This window comes from Peribacillus sp. NPDC097675 (assembly GCF_050277655.1).
Taxonomy (GTDB): domain Bacteria; phylum Bacillota; class Bacilli; order Bacillales; family DSM-1321; genus Peribacillus.
Genome location: NZ_JBNNSK010000009.1, coordinates 64,716 through 81,307, shown reverse-complemented (window position 1 = coordinate 81,307; position 16,592 = coordinate 64,716). Strand labels below are relative to the sequence as shown.

The 16,592-nt window shown below is 37.2% G+C and carries 18 protein-coding genes; 14 read left to right on the top strand and 4 right to left on the bottom strand.

Annotated elements, in window-relative coordinates; translation table 11 throughout:
- Positions 1-6: 6 nt before the first annotated feature.
- Positions 7-927, bottom strand: a complete 921-nt coding sequence (locus tag ACQKL5_RS14400) for an NAD(P)/FAD-dependent oxidoreductase (RefSeq protein WP_427609576.1) — start codon at positions 925-927, stop codon at positions 7-9.
- 134 nt (positions 928-1,061) lie between these two features.
- Positions 1,062-1,382, bottom strand: coding sequence for a winged helix-turn-helix transcriptional regulator (locus tag ACQKL5_RS14395; RefSeq protein WP_427609575.1), 321 nt, complete (start codon positions 1,380-1,382; stop codon positions 1,062-1,064).
- Between the two features lie 266 nt (positions 1,383-1,648).
- Between ACQKL5_RS14395 and ACQKL5_RS14390 the strand changes: the two genes are divergently transcribed.
- From ACQKL5_RS14390 to ACQKL5_RS14375, 4 genes are all read left to right on the top strand, one after another.
- A complete protein-coding gene (locus tag ACQKL5_RS14390) occupies positions 1,649-2,728 on the top strand; it encodes a nitric oxide synthase oxygenase (RefSeq protein WP_427609574.1) in 1,080 nt (359 codons plus the stop codon).
- Between the two features lie 62 nt (positions 2,729-2,790).
- The gene (locus tag ACQKL5_RS14385; RefSeq protein ID WP_427609573.1) at positions 2,791-3,054 is read left to right on the top strand and encodes a hypothetical protein; all 264 of its coding nucleotides are present in this window, start codon (positions 2,791-2,793) and stop codon (positions 3,052-3,054) included.
- Between the two features lie 340 nt (positions 3,055-3,394).
- On the top strand, positions 3,395-4,333 hold the full coding sequence (locus ACQKL5_RS14380; RefSeq protein WP_427609572.1) for a magnesium transporter CorA family protein: 939 nt from the start codon (positions 3,395-3,397) through the stop codon (positions 4,331-4,333).
- 238 nt (positions 4,334-4,571) lie between these two features.
- The gene (locus ACQKL5_RS14375) at positions 4,572-4,823 is read left to right on the top strand and encodes a YkuS family protein (protein ID WP_427609571.1); all 252 of its coding nucleotides are present in this window, start codon (positions 4,572-4,574) and stop codon (positions 4,821-4,823) included.
- A 48-nt stretch (positions 4,824-4,871) separates the two neighbouring features.
- Here the strand turns inward: ACQKL5_RS14375 and ACQKL5_RS14370 are convergent, their stop codons facing one another.
- Positions 4,872-5,324: an OsmC family protein gene (locus tag ACQKL5_RS14370; protein ID WP_427609570.1), complete on the bottom strand. Its 453-nt coding sequence runs from the start codon at positions 5,322-5,324 to the stop codon at positions 4,872-4,874.
- A 194-nt stretch (positions 5,325-5,518) separates the two neighbouring features.
- Between ACQKL5_RS14370 and ACQKL5_RS14365 the strand changes: the two genes are divergently transcribed.
- Genes ACQKL5_RS14365 through ACQKL5_RS14355 form a run of 3 tightly spaced genes read left to right on the top strand, consistent with a single transcriptional unit; the run spans position 5,519 to position 7,840 of the window.
- On the top strand, positions 5,519-6,337 hold the full coding sequence (locus tag ACQKL5_RS14365; protein WP_427609569.1) for an SDR family oxidoreductase: 819 nt from the start codon (positions 5,519-5,521) through the stop codon (positions 6,335-6,337).
- 22 nt (positions 6,338-6,359) lie between these two features.
- Positions 6,360-6,779 carry a hypothetical protein gene (locus ACQKL5_RS14360; RefSeq protein WP_427609568.1) on the top strand — a complete coding sequence of 140 codons (420 nt, stop codon included), beginning with the start codon at positions 6,360-6,362 and terminating at the stop codon, positions 6,777-6,779.
- 2 nt (positions 6,780-6,781) lie between these two features.
- A complete protein-coding gene (locus ACQKL5_RS14355) occupies positions 6,782-7,840 on the top strand; it encodes an alpha/beta fold hydrolase (RefSeq protein WP_427609567.1) in 1,059 nt (352 codons plus the stop codon).
- A gap of 156 nt (positions 7,841-7,996) precedes the next feature.
- Here ACQKL5_RS14355 and ACQKL5_RS14350 read toward each other — a convergent pair whose 3' ends face one another.
- Positions 7,997-8,596 carry a nitroreductase family protein gene (locus tag ACQKL5_RS14350; protein ID WP_427609566.1) on the bottom strand — a complete coding sequence of 200 codons (600 nt, stop codon included), beginning with the start codon at positions 8,594-8,596 and terminating at the stop codon, positions 7,997-7,999.
- A 338-nt stretch (positions 8,597-8,934) separates the two neighbouring features.
- On the opposite strand from ACQKL5_RS14350, the gene ACQKL5_RS14345 reads away from it, so the two are divergent.
- The 7 genes from ACQKL5_RS14345 (at position 8,935) to ACQKL5_RS14315 (ending at position 16,080) form a co-directional block, all read left to right on the top strand.
- A complete protein-coding gene (locus ACQKL5_RS14345) occupies positions 8,935-9,543 on the top strand; it encodes a flavin reductase family protein (RefSeq protein WP_427609565.1) in 609 nt (202 codons plus the stop codon).
- 171 nt (positions 9,544-9,714) lie between these two features.
- Positions 9,715-10,161, top strand: a complete 447-nt coding sequence (locus tag ACQKL5_RS14340) for a CoxG family protein (protein ID WP_427609564.1) — start codon at positions 9,715-9,717, stop codon at positions 10,159-10,161.
- Positions 10,162-10,315: 154 nt separating this feature from the next.
- Positions 10,316-10,579: a metal-sensitive transcriptional regulator gene (locus ACQKL5_RS14335; RefSeq protein ID WP_427609563.1), complete on the top strand. Its 264-nt coding sequence runs from the start codon at positions 10,316-10,318 to the stop codon at positions 10,577-10,579.
- A gap of 217 nt (positions 10,580-10,796) precedes the next feature.
- Positions 10,797-12,254 carry a cardiolipin synthase gene (gene cls, locus ACQKL5_RS14330; protein WP_427609562.1) on the top strand — a complete coding sequence of 486 codons (1,458 nt, stop codon included), beginning with the start codon at positions 10,797-10,799 and terminating at the stop codon, positions 12,252-12,254.
- A gap of 72 nt (positions 12,255-12,326) precedes the next feature.
- Positions 12,327-13,076: a (S)-benzoin forming benzil reductase gene (locus tag ACQKL5_RS14325; RefSeq protein WP_427609561.1), complete on the top strand. Its 750-nt coding sequence runs from the start codon at positions 12,327-12,329 to the stop codon at positions 13,074-13,076.
- A gap of 428 nt (positions 13,077-13,504) precedes the next feature.
- Complete coding sequence (locus ACQKL5_RS14320) at positions 13,505-13,864, top strand: hypothetical protein (RefSeq protein ID WP_427609560.1); 360 nt, start codon at positions 13,505-13,507, stop codon at positions 13,862-13,864.
- A gap of 959 nt (positions 13,865-14,823) precedes the next feature.
- Positions 14,824-16,080, top strand: a complete 1,257-nt coding sequence (locus tag ACQKL5_RS14315) for a glycosyl hydrolase family 18 protein (RefSeq protein WP_427609559.1) — start codon at positions 14,824-14,826, stop codon at positions 16,078-16,080.
- The last annotated feature ends 512 nt before the right edge of the window (positions 16,081-16,592 follow it).

The following is a 16,592-nucleotide window of genomic DNA, read 5'->3' as shown; positions in this document are numbered from 1 at the left end:
TACATTTTAAGTTTTTTTAGGAGGCTGCTCACCCAATAGGCGCTTGTGTATCCAAATGGCAGCTTGTGTTCCATCCCCCATTGAAATGGTAACTTGCTCAGAATGGGCGACGAGATCCCCCCCAGCCCAAACTCCCATGATATTTGTTTCTTTCGTACGCGGGTTTACGTGTATATGTTCTGTTCCGGTTACATCCACACCAATTTGTTTGGCGAGTGCATTATTCAATTTGTTCCCTTTAAAGGCCGTGAAAGCTTTTTCAGCCTTTATAGTTTTACCATTTACTAATAAGATGCTATTAAGCTTTTGATTTTCATCGATACGGAGTTCTTGTACCTCTTCTTCGAAGAAACGGACCTGATTTTGTTTCAATTTTCTTCGTAAGTTGTCTTCAATCTCCGTTTTAGAATGGTTTACATATATGATGTTTCTTGACCAATACAAAAGTGTGAGAGCCATGTTAGCCCCTGTATTACCACCGCCAATGACTACCGTTTTTTTATCTTTAATTTCATACCCATCACAGTCTGGACAAATATAAGTGGATGTTCCAAGGGTAGGATAAAGATTCTTTATTGATGGAAGATTATCTGTAATACCTGTACCAAGAAAAATCGTTTTCGCTTCGTAATGGAAGTCCTTTTTTGTGCCAATCAGAAACTTGTCTTGTTTTTTCTCAAGAGAAGTCACGGTATCGTCAATGAATTCGACTCCTAGCTTTTTCGCATGTTCCATTCCCAGGTTCCTTAATTGATTGCCACTCACACCGTCTGGCCAGCCTAGAATGTTCTGATAGTCTTTCGCGATTGTAGAACGGCCGTTCCTTGAATCAATCACGGCGATATCGTGATTATATCTTCCAAGCTGGATGGCTGCCTGTAAACCGGCAATACCGCCTCCAACAATGATGCAGTCCATTTGTTTCATTAATTCACCGCCTGTTTTTAGGAATATACCTTTAAGAGAAAAATATACCACTGAAAATAATCCAATAAACGAATATCAATCATAAAAAAGAGAAACCACAGAAAAGGGTTTCTCTTTTTTATATGCTTTTAGTTCTAATTCTGTATGGGTTTAATCCATTCTTGGGCCCAGTTTTGAATTTCATGCATTACCGGTGCAAGAGCTTTACCTTTTTCAGTTAAAGAATATTCTATCCTGACGGGTGTCTCCGGATAAACATCTCGTTTAACTATGCCTTCAGCTTCCAAATCCTTTAATCGTTCGGAAAGAATTCTTCCGCTGATTGGGAAGGCAGCTTCAATTTTACAAAACCGTTGAGGTCCATTAAGTAATTGATTGACAATCAATCCCGTCCAACGCTTACTCAAGATTTGCATGCCTTTTTCAAATCGTGGACAAAGTGTCGTATTATTCATCATATCACCCCATTAGTTTATATTATAAAGCATTTACGGCGTATGTAACAACTTTACTGAATATTATTTAGTTACTGGTTAGATCATTAGATGAAAAAATATAGTTACTTACATTTAGTTATAGGCAAATGTCATTTGGACTAGAAATTGCCACATTTATAAAGAAATACGCTTTCGATAGAGTAAAATTTTAGAGATACTAGGAGAAGTATGATACTTTATTAGTAATCTCAAAGTTACTATTAATGGAAGGATTCGTGGGATAGATGAGTGAGCTACTTCAAGAAGCTATATCCTTCATCAGGGTATGTTATATAGAATTGGAAAAAACAGATGAAGAGTCGACGGCTAGAATTAGTCAAATCAAAAAGGAAATTGATGATACAGGTAGTTATGAACATACGTTGGAAGAATTAGAATACGGTGCTAAATTAGCATGGCGCAATAGTAATCGCTGCATAGGCCGATTTTTTTGGGAATCCTTGAGGGTACGAGACAAAAGGAATCTTCAAAGCGAAGATGAAATCATGTCCGCTTTGCTCGAACATATTGTATGGGCCACGAATGATGGGAATATCAGGCCTACCATCACAATTTTTAAACAGCAGGATAAAGGAAATAAAGTAGAGATATGGAATCATCAACTTATTCGCTATGCCGGATATGAGACAGAAGCAGGAATCATTGGGGATTCAAGTTCTATAGCTTTCACAAAACAATGTCAGGCACTGGGGTGGGAAGGGGGATATGGATCTTTTGACATCTTACCACTCGTAATACAAATCAATGGGAAAACTCCTAAACTATATGAAATTCCGAATGAAATGATTAAAGAAGTACCAATCATTCATCCGGAATTTCCCTGGTTTACTGAATTGGAACTTAAATGGTATGCTGTGCCAATCATTTCTGGGATGAAGCTGGAAATTGGCGGGATTACATATTCGGCTGCCCCATTTAATGGCTGGTATATGGGTACTGAAGTAGGCGCTAGGAATCTTGCCGATGAGGATCGCTACAATATGCTTCCGGTAATCGGTGAGAGGATGGGTTTGAACATCCGAAGAGATTCAACATTATGGAAGGATCGTGCATTGATTGAATTGAATGAAGCGGTTTTATATTCTTATAAAGAATCTGGCGTCAGCATGGTTGACCATCATACAGCAGCCAAGCAATTTAAGATTTTTGAAGAAAGAGAATCAGCATGTCAAAGAAATGTTACGGGGGACTGGACATGGCTAATTCCACCCGTATCTCCGGCTACAACGCATGTTTTTCATAAACCGTATAAGAATGAAATCGTGAAGCCTAATTTCCTATATAGAAAGGCTCCGTATAAATAAAGGTTTACAATTATTGGATGAGGGTACATGTATACTAATCCAACGTAAGGAGGAAGGTAATGATGGCATTAGCAAAGAATGTAGTACTGCTCGGAGTCGGAGTTGCCGGAGTCTCGTTTTTATCAAAAACGAACCGAGGGAAAGTAAAAAATGTATGGTCCAGTGCAAAAACAAAGGCAATGAGCTTTTGGAATAAAAGACAAACGATAGATCATTTAATCGAAAAGGCTGGACATCCAGATCCTTATGATCACGAAGATAATAAAATGGTTGATGAAGGTGCTATGTATAGTGTGAATTACTATAATAATGTGAAGCACACATAATGGGAAAAAATCGTTTGGGGTGAAACCCAAACGATTTTTTTATGGAATGATTCTTTCACAAAATTATTTCCATACATCACACCCCAAACTAGGTAGCAAATTTCGTGTATTTTTACGATGAAAGTAGGATGGGAATTCTTTATTGTACTTTAGATGAATTAGGATTAATATAAAAGAATCGAAAGGAAGTGGATACGAGTGAGCGGCAGTTCTTATGATCCTGCACCCAGTAAGCAAGAGAAAGCCAATATGAAGCTAGAAGTCGAGACTGTTATTCTCCATGAGTATCTGCTCGAAGAAGGTAAATAGGGCTTTCTCTATGAAAGAGGAGGTCAATTGAATGATTGAAATATACAAGACGAATGAAAGCCGTGTGCTAGAAGTAACCGATGAAATAACCAAAGGTACTTGGGTGAACATGGTTGCGCCAACAGAAGATGAAATACAATATATATGCTCTACCTTGTTAGTACCGATAAACTTCTTGAAGGATCCGTTAGATGATGAGGAGCGGCCGCGTATAGAAAAAGAGGATGATCATTTATTGATTATTATCGATTTTCCTTACTTAACAAGGGACGAAGCGGACTTGCCAATCTTCGAAACAATACCAATCGGTATGATTTTCACGAAAGATTGTTTTATTACGGTATCTCTTAAAGATTCACCCATTTTAACTAACTTTAAAAACAATAAAATCAAAGGATTTTATACGAATAAAAAAACAAGATTTGCCCTACAATTATTATTTGAAATCTCATCCTATTATTTACGTTATCTAAAGCAAATCAACAAGATGATTAACGAAGCGGAACGTGAATTGCATCAGTCCATGAAAAATAAAGAACTGTACACCTTCTTAGCATTGGAAAAAAGCTTGGTTTATTTCACGACATCCCTGAAGTCCAACAAGGTCGTTCTCGATAAAATCCTTCGCTTCAATTACTTGAAAATGTACGAAGAAGATAAAGAATTATTAGAGGATGTAATCATTGAAAATGGTCAGGCGATTGAAATGGCCGAAGTGTACTTATCTATTTTGAGTGGCATGATGGATGCATTTGCTTCCATTATTTCGAATAACGTCAACAATGCCATGAAATTCCTTACCTCGGTTACAATCATATTAACGCTACCCACAATGGTCGCAAGTTTTTATGGAATGAATGTGAATCTCCCATTTGCCCATAGTCCATTTGCTTTTATTTTCACTTTATTAATTGCTATCATTCTTGCAGGCACGACAGCTTTTATTTTTTGGAAAAAGAAATATTTTTGAACAGGACCGGCTTTCTTGTGAAGCCGGTTTTTTTATTTCCACATTTATTCCAATGATATATTCATTATGAAAACATTTATGATTAAACCATTAAACACCGACAGAATGGAATGAGAAGGCAGTCCAAATAATAATTTGAAGCCCAAATATAGTTCCCTTAAGTCTTTGTGGGAAATAGCGACTATACATAAATTACAGGTGTCAAGGACAGTATAAAAAGTAGAGGAGGTGTGTGAAGATGTCTAAAATCGGTGTTGAAGAATCACTAACGAATATCCAAGAAGCACTTCGCGAAAAAGGTTTTGATGTAGTCGAAATCAAGCAAGAGGCAGATGCGAAGAACTTGGATTGTTGTGTGGTGACAGGTTTGGAATCGAATGTAATGGGAATAAGCGATACTTCCATCAAAGCGTCCATTATAGATGCAGATGGATTAACGGCAGATGAAGTGTGTCAACAGGTTGAAGATAAGATGAACTTCATCCAATAAGTAAAGAGTGCCTAACCCCATTTCGCGGTTAGGCACTCTTTTTTTACATCATTGTTGAGCGACGGAAATAGTTGCATCTAATTCCACTTCTACATTGCCTTTGATTGCACGGGATATCATGCAAGATGATTCTGACTTATCTACGAGTTTTCGGGCTTTTTCCAGGTCCTTTTCAGTAGCTTCATAACTTAAAACAAGGGATGGTCGATGAATGATTTTCTTATAGGTGAAAACCCCATTCGTAACATCCACAATTGCTTCGGATTCCATAGTCAAACTTACTTTTTTAATGTGGCTTCGTTCTAACATGGCCGCGAGAGTAATAATATAGCAGGTCGATGCTGCCCCTAGCAGCATTTCATCTGGATTAGTACCAATCCCCGGTCCATCCATTTCTGGTGGAACACTAATTTTTGATTGTAGATTACCTGCTTGAATGGTCCCGATATCATTTCTTCCTCCAGGCCAATCCGCACGTAAATGAAAGTGATGTAACGTCATGATTATACCCCCTAATATATACTAAGTTTAACCCATATTTGTGAAATTTGCTCGTAAACTGGAACAACATTATGGTAGAAGCGATTTTGTATGCTATAGCCATTAATCGATAAGACAACCTTTATGACAAACAGGCTGGGGCATGAATCTATTTTAAGCACAATATGACATGGGCTTTTCTATAATGATATAGATTGTTAAAGAAATTATTTTATAACGAAAGGGCTGGGAAGTTGACTACATTAGCGGATATATTCGACTTAACGAATAAAACGGCTATTATAACCGGGGGCGGAAGTGGCCTCGGAAAACAAATGGCATTGGCGTTAGCAGAAGCAGGTGCCAATATTGTAATTGCTTCACGTAAACTCTCTGTATGTAAAGAAGTCTGTGAACATTTACAATCATTAGGTACGAAGGCGTTAGCTATTGAATGTGATATCACGAACAAAAATGATATTGAAACAGTAGTGAAAGAAACGATGAATCAATTTGGGAGCATTGACATTCTTGTCAATAATAGTGGCACCTCCTGGTCAGGTCCATTGACAGAAATCCCTGAGGATAAATGGGAAAAGGTAATGAAAGTGAACGTAACCGGTACATTCCTATTTTCACAGGCCGTAGCAGAAATCATGATGAAGCAAAAATCCGGTAAAATCATTAACATCGCTTCTGTCTCAGGGCTTGGAGGGACAAACCCTGATTTAATGGAGACCCTTCCTTATAACACTAGTAAGGGAGCCATCATTACCATGACAAAAGATCTTGGGGTCAAGCTAGCTAGATATGGCATCCAAGTCAATGCAATAGCACCAGGTTTTTTCCCCACTAAGATTACAAAGAAACTACTCGAAGAATCTGATTATGACATCCTTGGGAAAACACCAGCGAATCGTTTTGGTAATGAAGTAGATTTAAAAGGGGCAGCGGTACTATTAGCTTCAAAAGCCTCAGACTATATAGTAGGACATGTCCTCATCGTCGATGGAGGCATAACGGCTTTAATTTAATCAAAGGAGAGGGGAAAAATAAATGGCGAAAAAAACAGATTTTTATAAAGGTTTAAAACTATTAGGCACACAAAAAGAACAAAAATTGAATGATAAAATACGCGAGGCAATTAATAATAGAAGCTTTATCGAGTCCATTAGCAGGAACTCACAGCAGCAGGTTCCACGTATAAACAAGATGCAAGAAGCTTCAGAAAGAATGTCCATTATCATGAATTATCCAACAAAAAAAGATGTAGCAAATGTCGCCAAACTAGTCATTCAACTTGAAGAAAAAGTAGACAAGGTAGAGGAATTACTCTTGAACCTTACAGAAGGAAAAAAGGGATCCAATAGAAAAAATGATAGAAATTCAGAACAAGGGCGTAAAAAAAAGAAAATGAGTGATTTCCTTTATGATTCCTTATTATCTAATACCCAGGTAAAAGTAAAAGGGTTATGAACATGAAAAAGAATAATAAAGGTAGCAAATCTATGGTGACACCCAAATGGAAACACTTTTTGGAAATTCCCAACCAACCCATGCCTGAAATGGGAATAACGCCAAGGTTATCGATTTGGGAAAAAAACAAATCAACATTATGGTATTATCCGCCAGTCAAAAAAAAATATAAAGTGCCAGTATTTCTCATCTATTCACTGATAAATACACCTGTCATTCTTGATTTAGGTCCAGGAAATAGCTTGATAGAAGCGTTTGTAAAAGAAGGTTTTGAGGTGTATTTAATCGATTTTGGGAGTCCAGGGTATGAAGATGGAGACACGACAATCGATGATTATATTGTAAAATATATCAAGACTGGGGTGCGACGCGCACTTCTTCACTCGGGAGCATCAGAAATATCCATCATGGGTTTTTGCCTAGGTGGAACGATTGCTACAATGTATGCGGCAATTGCAGACGAGCCAATCAGAAATCTAATCCTATCGGTAACACCAATTGATTTTAGTGACTCTCAAGTATTCGATCAATGGCAGGCTTCGCTTAAGGACGGGAGTGCCAACTTCGATGATGTTATCGACACCTTCAAAATCATACCGGCTAGTGGGGTCAAGGACGGCATTCGATTAATTACCTCACCAATCTATTATTCCCCATATTTATCTCTTCTGAATCAAGCTGATAATGAAGAATATGTTCAAAACTGGCGTCGTTTCAACGCTTGGACAAATGGACACGTTCCTTTATCTGGAGCTGCAGCAAAACAACTGACCGATGATCTTATTATAAATAATCGGCTGGTTAAGGGGCGTTTGAAGGTCAAGGGAAAAAAAGCGAAAATTTCAAATATCGATGCAAGCGTTCTAGTAGTTGCCAGTGAATATGACCGTTTGGTTCCGGAGGAAATGGTTTTCCCAATAATGAAGCTTTTAAAATGTAAAGACAAAACGTACAACCTCCTTCGAAGTGGACATGCTTCCAATAATTATGCGGGTATGCTGCCTCAGTATCTTAAAGAGTGGCTTCCGGAGCGATCTTCACCAATCAAGAAGTTTAAATAGTACGGAGGAGGGTGCAATATGGTAAAGGAAAATGATGAATATAAAATCATGGCAGTATTAGACTATCTAGGTTTTGCATCAGTTGTATTTGCAAGGTTTTTTGCAGGAGAAAACTAATATGAATGAGGCTGGCTCACACTTGAACCAGCCTTTTCATTATGAAAAATATTTTACGCGTTCCTCAAGTGGCGCAAAGTCTTTATCCCCAGGTTCAGCTGTTGGCTTACCAAATGGCATCTGTGCAATCAGCTTCCATTTTTCAGGTAGGGACCATGTCTCTTTTACTTCTTCGTCAATTAAAGGATTATAATGTTGAAGACTAGCACCGAATCCCTCCATTTCCAAAGCCGTCCATACTATAAATTGTAGAATACCTGATGATTGATTGGACCAGATCGGAAAGTTGTCTGCATATGCTTTATACTGTTCTTGAAGTAGTTCCACTACTGATTGATCTTCAAAAAATAGGACAGTTCCGTATCCATTTTTGAAAGATTCAATTTTATCTTCTGTTTGTTTGAAATTCTTTTCGTCAACAATTTTTCGGAGGGTTTCTTTGGTTATATCCCATAATTGGTCGTGGCTTGCTTCTGTTAGAACAACCACTCTTGCGCTTTGGGAATTGAATGCTGTCGGGGAATACTGAACCGCATGATTGATTACTTCTTTTATCCTACTATTTGGAACAACGGTTTCTTTACTAATTCCATAATAGGACCGTCTATCTTCAACTGCCTGAAAAAAATCTTTTTTCAATGTATGCACCTCCATTAAATCTCTTCTTTTATTAGGCTTTCTCGCCTTGGTTGAAATATGTTTAGAAATTAATGGATAGTATTTTTAAAATAAGAAATATCCATCATACATAGGTTTTACACTGGTTTTCATTAAAGTAAGCTTAGATTTCGGAAATGAATTTTGGAGTTCCCACAAGTATTTCTCGACATGAATGTGGTAACATGAAGGTATTCAGTAATCTGTGATTTCTACAAATGGCTCAACTGGGATAGGCTTTAATGAACAGTCCGAGTTAGAAGCGGAAAGTACAGGTTCCTATTCATATCATGAATAAAAGATGAGAGGAGGAGAAGCAAATGATCTCAGTAAATCCTGAAAATCTTAGTGAGCGGGAGAATTATAAATTTCTGACCGGAAGTATAATACCAAGGCCAATTGCACTTATTACGACACAATCACAATCAGGCATAGTAAATGCTGCGCCATTCAGTTTTTTTAATATAGTCAGTTCCAATCCGCCGATGCTTTCTGTTTCAGTTCAAAGGAAAAAGGGTGTTCACAAGGATACCGCTCGAAATGCACTCGAAAGTGGGGAATTCGTAGTCCATATCACAGATGAAGATATTGTCGATGATGTCAATCAAACTGCAGCAGAATTACCACCAGGAGAGAGTGAATTGTTTCTAACGAAGTTCACGGCTATTGCTAGTGAGAAGGTAGCGGTTCCTGGTTTGCAAGAAGCGAAAGTGCGTTTTGAGTGCAAATTGGAACATGCTATACCTTTAGCAGGTTCAAAAGACAATCCTGGCTGTGATTTATTGATAGGAAGGATAGTCTGCTACCATATCGACGAAGGAATTTACCACGAAGGAAGAATCGATCAGTTTGGACTTAAACCCGTAGCTCGCTTGGCTGGACAAACTTATACGAAACTTGGGGAGTTATTTGACCTAAAACGTCCATGATCATTAAATTAGATGAATGGCGATATCTTAAAGGATGTCGTCCTTTAATATTGGGTGCAATTGTGTGGATACCAGACAAACAGTAAGAGCCGTTGTTCACTGTTACGAGTTCTAATTCCTTGTAGGGAGCATAGGGTTTGATGATGTAGTAAAATAAAAGGGGGACTTTCATTGATTGAAGGTTTACATAGCATTGTCTTACCTCTACCAATTGAGGATGTTTGGGAATTTGTCAGTGAAATTGAACAATGGGCACCACTAGTCCCGGGATATATCAAGCATGAATTATTAAGTGAACGGACACTTATATGGGAGTTTAAGAGTGAGCTCGGTTTAATGAAAAAAAAAATAAAGCTCGCTGTTGAAATAAAGGAATGGCAAGTGCCGAATAAGATCACGTTCATTCTTCGAGGACTGAACGAGAAATTTGATGGAACTGGTTATTTCTTGGCTGAACGTGTAGAGATGAGACAAACAAAGATGACTGGTTGTCTTATATTGACTGCCAAAGGAGCGAAAGCACCTATTATAAATGCATTGCTTAAAACGTATGTTCCGCAAATGACGAAAGAATTTGCTGAGACTATTGCTCAAAGACTTCAAATGCAGAATAAGTGAACTGATATGGTGAATTACATTTAAAGAACACATCAGTGAACGTTTGTTACCGATTTTGTGGTAAAGTTTGTTTAAATCGCCAAAAGGGAATGAACGTAGTAATATGCACATGGTAGAATAAAGGTGGAAAAGTGAATTAGGAGGAAGACCTCACATGGAATATGAAAAGCAAATGAAGAACCGTGTAAAAAGGATAGAAGGTCAGCTTCGGGGAATTTTAAAAATGATGGAAGATAACAAGGATTGTAGGGATGTTGTTACGCAATTGTCGGCTACAAGATCAGCCATAGACCGGACGATAGGCGTAATTGTAAGTTCCAACCTTGTGGAATGTGTACGCGAAGCCAACGAGTCCGGCGATAGAAATCCTGAAGATCTTGTTAAAGAGGCAGTTAACCTATTGGTGAAAAGCCGCTAATGTTGAATGATTTTTTTTACGTCACGACCATTTTATAAATGAAGGATTAATTCGCTTCATTAATCCTTGAGACAGTATCCAGCACCGCTTATTTAGGGAGGCTGGATTTTTATATGAAATATAAAAAACCTTTGGGTTATGCAAGACATGATATCACTTTGAGATAAAAGGATTTGCATGTTATCCTTAAAGTGATAAAAATTAGTGAGGGAATGCCATGGAAATTTCGCAAATAACATCCGTTTTATTCGGTCTCGTTCTTATACTTAATATACTATTTGCTACTTTTGTAATATTTTTTGAAAGAAAAGAAGCAAGCAATACCTGGGCTTGGCTATTGGTCCTGTATTTTCTTCCCGTTGTTGGCTTCATATTATATCTACTTTTTGGGACAAGTTTGAGACATGCTCATCTATTTCAGTGGGAGGATAAAAAGAAAATTGGGATTGAGGAAATCCTTAAAAAACAGATGATTGACCTTAGTACAGATGATTTCCCATTCCGTAATAATTCATCAAGTTGTTATCGTGATTTGATTTACATGAATCTTAGGTATAATGATGCTGTATTAACGGAAGATAATCAGCTCGATATCTTTACGGACGGTAGAGAAAAGTTCGAACAACTATTTAAGGATATTGAAGCCGCTGAAAACCATATACATATTCAATATTATATAATTCAAAGAGACGACTTGGGTAAACGGTTCATGGAGGCCTTGACTCGAAAAGCCAATGAAGGTGTAAAAGTCCGCTTGCTTTATGATGAATTAGGATCGAGGAAGTTGACTAAAGGGTTTTTTAAAGAATTTAGGCATGCAGGAGGAAGGGTGGAAGCATTCTTTCCATCTAAATTAAAATTTATAAATTTACGCCTGAATTTCCGCAACCATCGAAAACTCGTCATTATTGATGGAGAAATCGGATATGTTGGCGGCTTTAATGTAGGAGACGAATATTTAGGATTGAACCCTAAATTTGGTTATTGGCGTGACACTCATCTTCGGATTAAGGGTCGTTCCGTTAAAGCCATTCAAACCCGTTTCATTTTGGATTGGAATCAGGCTTCAAAACATCATGACATAACCTATCAACCGCATTATTTTCCTACACCCGACTATCATGGTACCACTGCATTACAAATTGTAACGAGCGGTCCCGATTCTGAATGGGAACAAATTAAGAATGGCTATATTAAATTAATTTCCTCAGCTAGAAAATCGATTCTCATTCAGACGCCTTACTTTATTCCGGATGCAAGCCTTTTAGATGCTCTTCGTATAGCAAGTTTATCAGGCATCGAAGTGAATATCATGATACCCAATAAGCCAGATCATCTTTTCGTCTATTGGGCAACAACTTACAATGTTGCAGAATTACTAAAGGCTGGGTCCAATGTATTCATCTATGATAATGGTTTTATCCATGCGAAAATGATTGTTGTGGACGAAGAAGTGTCGTCGGTCGGAACTGCAAACATTGATGTTCGAAGCTTTAAGTTGAATTTTGAAGTGAATGCGTTCATTTATGATAAAGGAATTGCCGAGAAGTTGACCAGGATATTTTATAATGATATAGAAGTTTCCAGAAAGCTAACGATAGAAGAGTTCGAAAAACGTTCTAAGTGGATTAGATTTAAAGAGTCCATAGCCAGACTGTTATCGCCCATATTGTAATAAGTCTACAAATTATCCAATTCATTCATTTTTTATTGGTAACAATATATAGTAAGGGGAGAGATATACGAGATGAAAACTTTTATAATCACGGGGGCCTCAAGAGGCTTAGGTGCAGCAATAGCAGAGCAGTGCTTGAACAAAGGGGATCATTGTATCTTAATCTCTCGTATCCCACATCCTGAGTTGGCTGAAAAAGCAGTCATGGCTGGGGCGAAACTTAGTTTCATTTACATGGATTTATTTGATGGTTCACAACTTTTGCCATTGATTGATAAGATACTTACAGAGTTGGATGAAGAGAGTGATATTTATTTTATTAATAACGCCGGAGTTATTGACCCAATCAAGACCGTTGGGAATTTAGAACAGGAAAATATAGAAGTTAGCATGCGGGTGAACTTTATGGCTCCTGTTGTACTGGCAGATGCCTTCATAAACCGTACAAAGGATTGGAAACAAAAAAAGGTAATGGTGAATATATCTTCTGGCGCTGCGAAGAATTCCTATCATGGTTGGGCAGCTTATTGCAGTACAAAAGCCGGGCTTGAGATGTTCACACGAGTCGCTGGTCTCGAGCAGGAGAAAGAATCATACCCGATGACTCTCATTTCTTTTTCCCCGGGAGTGATGGATACTCAGATGCAGGAAACCATTCGTTCTGCAGATGAAAAGGACTTTTCCGACAGAAGTAAATTTCATGCCTACAAAGACAAAGGGTTGTTGAGGAGTCCGGAATTCGTAGCAGAAAAATTATTACACTTGTTAGAGCACACAGATCTGGAGAATGGGAAGTTTTACGAACTTAATCGAATACTTTAGTGTTTGATGGAAGACTACGGATAAAGACATACAAATCATCATAGTAAGAGACCATCCAAAGGGAAGGTCTCTTTTTTAAGACATTCTTATCTTGCAATATGGAACAAAAGAAGAGAAAAAATTTTTCAAAAAAAGAGATAGTAACAATTTTCTCTATCCAATGAAACATTGGATATGAGCATGAATTCGGTTTACTACGGCGATGGAGAAGCTATCTAAATCGATTCCAAGTCTAATGTTGGACTAACGGCCCAAGATTTCCGCGCTTATCCAATTTATAAAGAAAAAATGTTTTTAAATATACCATTTCGTCAACTTTAAGTATTTCACCAAAATTATGTATATAAAGTTATAATGAAAAGTATGTCAGACAAGTAGTGCGAATACAAATGAACCGTTTAATGTAGAAAAGAGGGAATGTGTAAAAAATGCTCTGGAAAATTTATTTTTGGATAATTGTAGGTATTGAAGTAGCTTCAATGTTTGTAGAAACGGTTCATGGTCCGGTGATAGAAATTACGGATACGATTATTAGCGTTATCTCCACAATTGGATTATTTGGTTATGTATATAAGAAGCAGTTGTTAACAAAGTTATTCTGGAAAGTCGTATTTATAATAACTGTAATTGAGGAGTTTTCCTATATAATGTGGGATGTACTTAATGATCCAGAACTTGGATTAGGAGGACTAATTTTCGTTACAACCTTCACACTAACCATAATATACCCCTTCTTTCTAGGATTATATAGATATGGATTCCGAAAGCAGAATGTTAATTTAGCTTAGTGCTTTCTTTTTTTCTCACCGGAGCTCCATACAGCCTTTCTGAGAGGTTTTTCTGTTCAAGAGGACAAAAAAGGCATTTGTAGTTATAAAACAAGTTGCTACTATTTCTGCCACATTTAATAAATGCGCATTTTAAAAGGAGTAAACTATTGAAGAATATTAATATTGTAAATGGAATAATTGATCTCATTATTCTTACTATGGTGGTATTTATTGTTGTGAAAATTGTAAAGGCAGTTAGCAGAAAATTAAAGAAGCATAATTAGAGTGTAAAGGTGAACTGTAGAGTTCGCCTTTTTGATTTAATATCACTAATTTTTATCTGTATAGATAGATTTTGCTATACCAATCAGTTGAATTATGTTAACTAGATGTAATAATAATCAAAGATTACCTGGAGTTTATCTATAAAAAAATATTCAATTACAACAAAGTGGTTTTAATAAAGTTACTTGTGGAATTAACTGGCCAGGGTTGGATAAACAATCGGGCTATTCTAGTACTTGGATCTTTTCATATGTCTGAACATGAAGCTTCAACCAGAACTTTTAAATAATATATATGAAGGTCTTGCGTTCACTGAGTTGTCGGAAGATAAAAGCATAACAGATTATTATAAAGAATTAATGCTCCCACTTTACTTAACAAGTTACATAAAGCGGCACGTATAGGGGATTATCCAGGCACAGTTTAATAGGAGTATTATTAGATTTTTTCTTATACAGTTATTTTGCGAATGAAGTAATAAGTTATCTATCTTGAATGTTGCTAGGAGTAACTATTTATTTGTTGGCATATCATTTAAAAGATTTGATGTTTCTTCAAAAAGAAAAGGGAACAATCCAACTTAATAAATTACACATGTAGATTAAATGCTGAGAATACATTAGTAAGGTTGATAAATAGATGCAACAAGGCAACATTTCCACACACTTTTAAGAAGGAGTCGATGGCTTAAAATGACAATCATTGTCGTGAAAAAGGGGGATACCTTAGAGACCATTGCCCTAAGGTATAAGGTTGAACCAACAATGATAATAGATGTGAATGGCTTGGAAACAACAGCGCTGGTTCCAGGTTTGGCATTATATATCCCCACAAGAATGAGAAATCGAACATACCTTATCAAAGAGAATGATACACTTTCAGAAATCGCAAAAAGATATATGACAAGTGTAGCAGCGATTAAAAAGGCTAACCCCGGACTTTCTAATATACTTACGATAGGCAGAAAAATATTGGTTCCTTCTCCTTATAATAAAAAATTGGTAACAATGGGTTTCGCGTTTCCAGCCTCTGGAGGAGAAGTGTTTGAAATGATTGAAGAAAACGGTGATAAGCTATCCTACCTTGCGATTGTTGCCTATTCATTTACACAGGAAGGTTATGCATATGTAGACGGTGATGATTTACCCCTTATAGAAAAATGCAAACAAAATGATGTGACGCCCCTTTTAATGATTCGTAACTTTGAAAATGGAGAATTTAAGGCTGATTTGTCGGGTGATGTCCTTGCCAATTCCGCTTACCGAAGAAATTTAATCACCAGCATGCTTAACTTCGTGAAAGAAAAAGGGTATGGCGGTGTGAGTATGGACCTGGAATTTGTTCCTCCGGCTAATCGATTGGATTATGTGGTGTTTTTGCAGGAAATTAAAGCTGAGTTGGAAGGACTTATATTACAAGTTAATGTTCATGCGAAGACAGAGGATAATCCAGAAAATCGAATTGTTGGTGGGCATGATTATAGGGGAATTGGAAAGGTAGCTGATCTTGTCGCAGTGATGACAATTGACTATGGATATCCGACTGGACCCCCAGAACCAATTTCGCCCATTTGGTGGATGACACAGGTTCTCCAGTATGCTGTATCCACGATACCTGCGAATATTTTACAGGCTGCTCTTCCGATGTACGGTTATGATTGGCTTATCCCTAGTAACAAAACGAGAGCACTGTCAGCGCAAAATGCCCAAAACCTTGCGATAACCACAAATTCAGAAATTCGCTTTGACAGGAATGCGGCTTCCCCCACTTACTCGTATGTACAGGATAAATCAGAATATATCGTTTGGTTTGAAGATATTCGCTCTATAACCGAAAAATATCAAGTGATAGACGCATATGAGCTTGCAGGTACCACCTATTGGCACATTGGTTTACGTTTCCCACAAAATTGGGCGTATATACAACAGAACATATTAGTAATAAAATAGTTCTCTCCAAAGGCATGAGGTAAAATCATTTTTGCTCAATGATCATGAGTAGTACAGAAAAATCAAAGGTGAAATGAATGGAAGTACTTTAGGCAGAATATTATCTCATGTTTTTTTCTATTGGATTATGTCAAAATCCCTCATATCTGCTCATGAGACCATATAAGCAAGCTAATAACAAATCAAAAGCAGGAAAAGTAGGTAAGCCGAAGATGAAGGTAAAGGTCAAGTTCATCGCACAACTTAGTAAAAGTTCGCATAGTCAATGAGTTTGCTAATGGATTGATAAGTATATTACTCCTAATCATACCAATAAGTATTGATATATCCCCACGATTGTTCTCTCCATTTAAAGTTTGTTTCCCATATACGTAAATGACCAGCTGCCATCCAAACGCTCAAATATAGGAGTGATAAGATCTAGCCAAATGAGGAGTGCTTCGTATCGCTTTCCTTCCGGATCTTATTGATTAAAATGATTGGTTTAAAATTATTCAGGTAGTAAACAAATG

Excerpts from the sequence above, each read along its gene's own strand:
- ACQKL5_RS14400 (WP_427609576.1), bottom strand. The coding sequence starts at position 927 with ATGAAACAAATGGACTGCATCATTGTTGGAGGCGGTATTGCCGGTTTA.
- ACQKL5_RS14395 (WP_427609575.1), bottom strand. The coding sequence starts at position 1,382 with ATGAATAATACGACACTTTGTCCACGATTTGAAAAAGGCATGCAAATC.
- ACQKL5_RS14390 (WP_427609574.1), top strand. The coding sequence starts at position 1,649 with ATGAGTGAGCTACTTCAAGAAGCTATATCCTTCATCAGGGTATGTTAT.
- ACQKL5_RS14385 (WP_427609573.1), top strand. The coding sequence starts at position 2,791 with ATGGCATTAGCAAAGAATGTAGTACTGCTCGGAGTCGGAGTTGCCGGA.
- ACQKL5_RS14380 (WP_427609572.1), top strand. The coding sequence starts at position 3,395 with ATGATTGAAATATACAAGACGAATGAAAGCCGTGTGCTAGAAGTAACC.
- ACQKL5_RS14375 (WP_427609571.1), top strand. The coding sequence starts at position 4,572 with ATGTCTAAAATCGGTGTTGAAGAATCACTAACGAATATCCAAGAAGCA.
- ACQKL5_RS14370 (WP_427609570.1), bottom strand. The coding sequence starts at position 5,324 with ATGACGTTACATCACTTTCATTTACGTGCGGATTGGCCTGGAGGAAGA.
- ACQKL5_RS14360 (WP_427609568.1), top strand. The coding sequence starts at position 6,360 with ATGGCGAAAAAAACAGATTTTTATAAAGGTTTAAAACTATTAGGCACA.
- ACQKL5_RS14355 (WP_427609567.1), top strand. The coding sequence starts at position 6,782 with ATGAAAAAGAATAATAAAGGTAGCAAATCTATGGTGACACCCAAATGG.
- ACQKL5_RS14345 (WP_427609565.1), top strand. The coding sequence starts at position 8,935 with ATGATCTCAGTAAATCCTGAAAATCTTAGTGAGCGGGAGAATTATAAA.
- ACQKL5_RS14335 (WP_427609563.1), top strand. The coding sequence starts at position 10,316 with ATGGAATATGAAAAGCAAATGAAGAACCGTGTAAAAAGGATAGAAGGT.
- cls (WP_427609562.1), top strand. The coding sequence starts at position 10,797 with ATGGAAATTTCGCAAATAACATCCGTTTTATTCGGTCTCGTTCTTATA.
- ACQKL5_RS14325 (WP_427609561.1), top strand. The coding sequence starts at position 12,327 with ATGAAAACTTTTATAATCACGGGGGCCTCAAGAGGCTTAGGTGCAGCA.
- ACQKL5_RS14320 (WP_427609560.1), top strand. The coding sequence starts at position 13,505 with ATGCTCTGGAAAATTTATTTTTGGATAATTGTAGGTATTGAAGTAGCT.
- ACQKL5_RS14315 (WP_427609559.1), top strand. The coding sequence starts at position 14,824 with ATGACAATCATTGTCGTGAAAAAGGGGGATACCTTAGAGACCATTGCC.